Genomic DNA, 3,694 nt, shown 5'->3' on the forward strand with positions numbered 1-3,694 from the left:
ACCGCACTGGCCGCGGACAGTGCCCTAGGCGCAAGACCGCCGCCGCCCGATCCCGGGTGACCCGGCGCCTTGCAAAGGAATGGAGCGACCCCATGGCCGAGCTCTGTGATCTGTGCGGCGCGCGTCCGGCGACGGTGCGGGCGCGGGTGACCCGCGACGGCGAGACCGAGGTTCTCAACCTCTGTGAGGTGGATTATCGCCGCCTGGCGGCGCGCCAGCGCTCCGCCTCGCCCCTCGAATCCCTGTTCGCCGGCCGAAGCAGCCTGTTCGACGACTTCTTCGGCGAGAGCGGCGGCTTCTTCAGCTCTCGACCCAGCCCGATGGAGGACCGGTCCTTCAGCGAGGTTCCCGAACGTCCGCCGACCCGGCGGATCGGCGAGCCCGAGGACCGCCTGAGCGAGCACGCCAAGGAGATCCTGCACTCCGCCGCCGAACGCGCCCTGCAGTTCGGGCGCCGCGAGGTCGATACCGAGCACCTGCTCTTCGCGCTCACCGAGAGCGATGTGGTTCGCACGGTGCTCGATCAGTTCAAGGTCTCCACCGATGAGCTTCGCCAGCAGCTGGAGCAGGAATCGCCGCGGGGCGACGCCGGCGACGAGGCCAAGGAGATCGGAGTCACCCCCCGGGTGAAAAGCGCACTCGGCCGCGCCTTCGCCGCCTCCCACGAGCTCGGCCATTCCTACGTCGGTCCCGAGCACCTGCTGATCGGCCTGGCCGAAGAGGGAGAGGGCATCGCCAACGACGTTCTGCGCCGCTACGGCCTGACGCCCCAGGCGCTGCGCCAGCAGATCGTCAAGGTGGTCGGGCGCGGGGCCGAGGAAGGCCGGGTCGAAACCCCGACCAACACGCCCAACCTCGACAAGTACAGCCGCGACCTCACCCAGCTCGCCCGCGACGGCAAGCTCGACCCGGTGATCGGCCGGGCGGGCGAGATCGAAACCACCATCGAGGTGCTGGCCCGGCGCAAGAAGAACAACCCCGTGCTGATCGGCGAGCCCGGCGTCGGCAAGACCGCCATCGTCGAGGGCCTCGCCCAGCGGATCGTCGCCGGCGAGGCGCCGGACGCCCTGCGCAACAAGCGGCTCGTGGAGCTCTCCATCAACTCCATGGTCGCCGGCTCGAAGTACCGCGGCGAGTTCGAAGAACGCGCGCAGCAGGTCCTGCAGGAGGTCGGCGAACACAAGGACGCGCTGATCCTGTTCATCGACGAACTCCACACCATAGTGGGCGCTGGCCAGGGCGGCGGCGAGGGCGGGCTGGACATCGCCAATGTATTCAAGCCCGCCCTCGCCCGAGGCGAGCTGAACCTGATCGGCGCCACCACCCTCAACGAATACCAGAAGTACATCGAGAAGGACGCGGCCCTGGAGCGCCGCTTCCAGCCGGTGTTCGTGGCCGAGCCGACCATTGCCCAGACCATCATGATCCTGCGCGGCCTGCGCGACACCTTCGAGGCGCACCACAAGGCCACGATCACCGACGAGGCGATCGTCGCCGCGGCCGAGCTTTCAGAGCGCTACATCACCAACCGCTTCCTGCCGGACAAGGCCATCGACCTGATCGACCAGGCGGCGGCGCGAGTGAAGATCTACGCCACCGCCCGGCCGGCCGAGGTGCTGGAGCTGGAGTCGGAAGTGCGCCAGCTGAAGCGCGAGCTCGACAGCGCCAAGGCCCGCAAGCGCGAGGACCGGGTCAAGGACCTCCAGTCGCGCTGCGAGGAGAAGAACAAGGCGCTGGAGGAGGCCTCGGAGCGCTGGCGTCGCAGCGTCGGCACCGGCGCCGCGGAGGTCCGCGTCGAGCACATCGCCCAGATCGTCTCCAAGCTCACCGGCGTCCCGGTCTCCGAGCTCACCGTCGAGGAACGCGAGCGGCTCACCCAGCTGGAGCAGCAGCTCCACAAGCGCGTCATAGGCCAGGACGAGGCCGTCAAGGCGGTCTCCGACGCCGTGCGGCTGGCGCGGGCAGGCTTGCGCGAAGGCCGCGGGCCGATCGCAAACTTCCTGTTCCTGGGCCCCACCGGGGTCGGCAAGACCGAGCTCGCCAAGGCGCTCGCCGAGGCCGTGTTCGGCTCCGAGGACGCCATGGTCCGGCTGGACATGAGCGAATACATGGAGCGCCACACCGTCTCCCGGCTGATCGGCGCCCCGCCCGGCTACGTGGGCTACGAGGAAGGCGGCCAGCTCACCGAGCGTGTGCGCCGCCGGCCGTTCAGCGTGGTGCTGTTGGACGAGATCGAGAAAGCCCATCCGGACGTGCACAACGTCCTCTTGCAGGTCTTCGACGACGGCCGGCTCACCGACGGCAAGGGCCGGGTGGTGGACTTCACCAACGCCATCATCATCGCCACCAGCAACATCGGCTCGGAGCTCATCCAGCGCCGGCTGCGCGCGGGCGGCGAGGAGCCGGCCGATCCCGTGCTGCTGCGCGAGGAGCTGATGGAGCCGCTGCGCCTCCACTTCCGGCCGGAGTTCATCAACCGCCTGGACGAGATCATCATCTTCCACGCCCTCACCCGCGAGCAGATCCGGCAGATCGTCGAGATGCAGTTGGAGCGTGTCCGCCGCACGGCCCACGGCGAGGGCATCGAGCTGGAGATCGAGGACAGCCTCGTCGCCTACATCGCCGACGCCGGCTACCGGCCCGAGTTCGGCGCCCGCGAGCTTCGCCGGCTGATCCGCGCCACGTTGGAGACCGAGCTCGCCCGCGAGATGCTGGCCGGCCAGATCCACGAGGGCGACCGGGTCCAGGCCCGTTGGGACGCAGGCCAGCACCGGCTGGTGCTGGAGCCCCGGCGCGACGCGGCGGCCGACAAGCCGGCCCACAAGCGCGCCGAGCCGCGCAAGGGCGACGGCGCTCCCGCCGAGGGGGCCGCCGGCGATGGGGCGCGTCCGCCGCCGTCGGCCGAACCGCCGGCGCAATCCCCGGCGGGAGTCTGATCGATGCCCAAGCGCGATGCCGAGCCGCGGCCCGACCTGGTCGAGGAAGCCCTTGAGGAGTCCTTCCCGGCCAGCGACCCGCCCGCCTGGGCGGGGCACGGCGCGGTGCGCGAAATTCCTGACGACCCCCCTCCCCGAAAACAAAGGAGACATGCCATGGCGAGGAACCTGCCTACCCCTTTCCGCTTCACCGAAGATCCCAGCTGGGCGCCGCTTGGCCTAATTCAGCGCGAGATGAGCCGTCTGTTCGAAGACGTCTCGCGCGCTGGCGAGGGCCAGGGCGCCCGGGGCGGCCTGATCGCCCCGCGCATGGACGTGCACGAGACCGACAAGGAATTCCGCGTGTCGGTCGAGTTGCCCGGCGTCTCCGAGCAAGACGTCGAGGTCGACGTGGACGACGACCTGCTCACGGTGCGCGCGGAAAAGAAGGAAGAGCGCGAAGTCGAACGGGCCGACCAGCATGTCACCGAACGGCTGTTCGGCGTGTTCCAGCGCTCGATCCGCCTGCCCGAGCCGGTCGACGCCCAGGCCGTCAAGGCGACCCTGGAGAACGGGGTCCTGCAGATCGTCATCCCGAAATCCGAGCGCCAGGCCCGCAACCGGCGAGTGCCGGTGGCCCGGAGCGAAGGGCCCCCCGCCGCCTCCCCCGCCTCCGAGGGGGATGGCGCGCGAGCCGCCGGTCAGGCTGCCTGACCTCGGCAAACTGCGCGGAGCGCGAAGTCCCCACGCGCTCCGCGCTTTCTTTTCCAGGGAGAGAA

At 69.9% G+C, this 3,694-nt stretch carries 2 protein-coding genes; both read left to right on the top strand.

Going from position 1 to position 3,694, the window contains the following annotated elements:
• Positions 1–92: 92 nt before the first annotated feature.
• Complete coding sequence (locus JWP28_RS18395; RefSeq protein WP_299545215.1) at positions 93–2,936, top strand: AAA family ATPase; 2,844 nt, start codon at positions 93–95, stop codon at positions 2,934–2,936.
• Between the two features lie 3 nt (positions 2,937–2,939).
• Positions 2,940–3,629, top strand: coding sequence for an Hsp20/alpha crystallin family protein (locus JWP28_RS18400; protein ID WP_299545217.1), 690 nt, complete (start codon positions 2,940–2,942; stop codon positions 3,627–3,629).
• Positions 3,630–3,694 lie beyond the last annotated feature (65 nt).

Source organism: Phenylobacterium sp. (assembly GCF_028290885.1).
Lineage (GTDB): Bacteria > Pseudomonadota > Alphaproteobacteria > Caulobacterales > Caulobacteraceae > Phenylobacterium.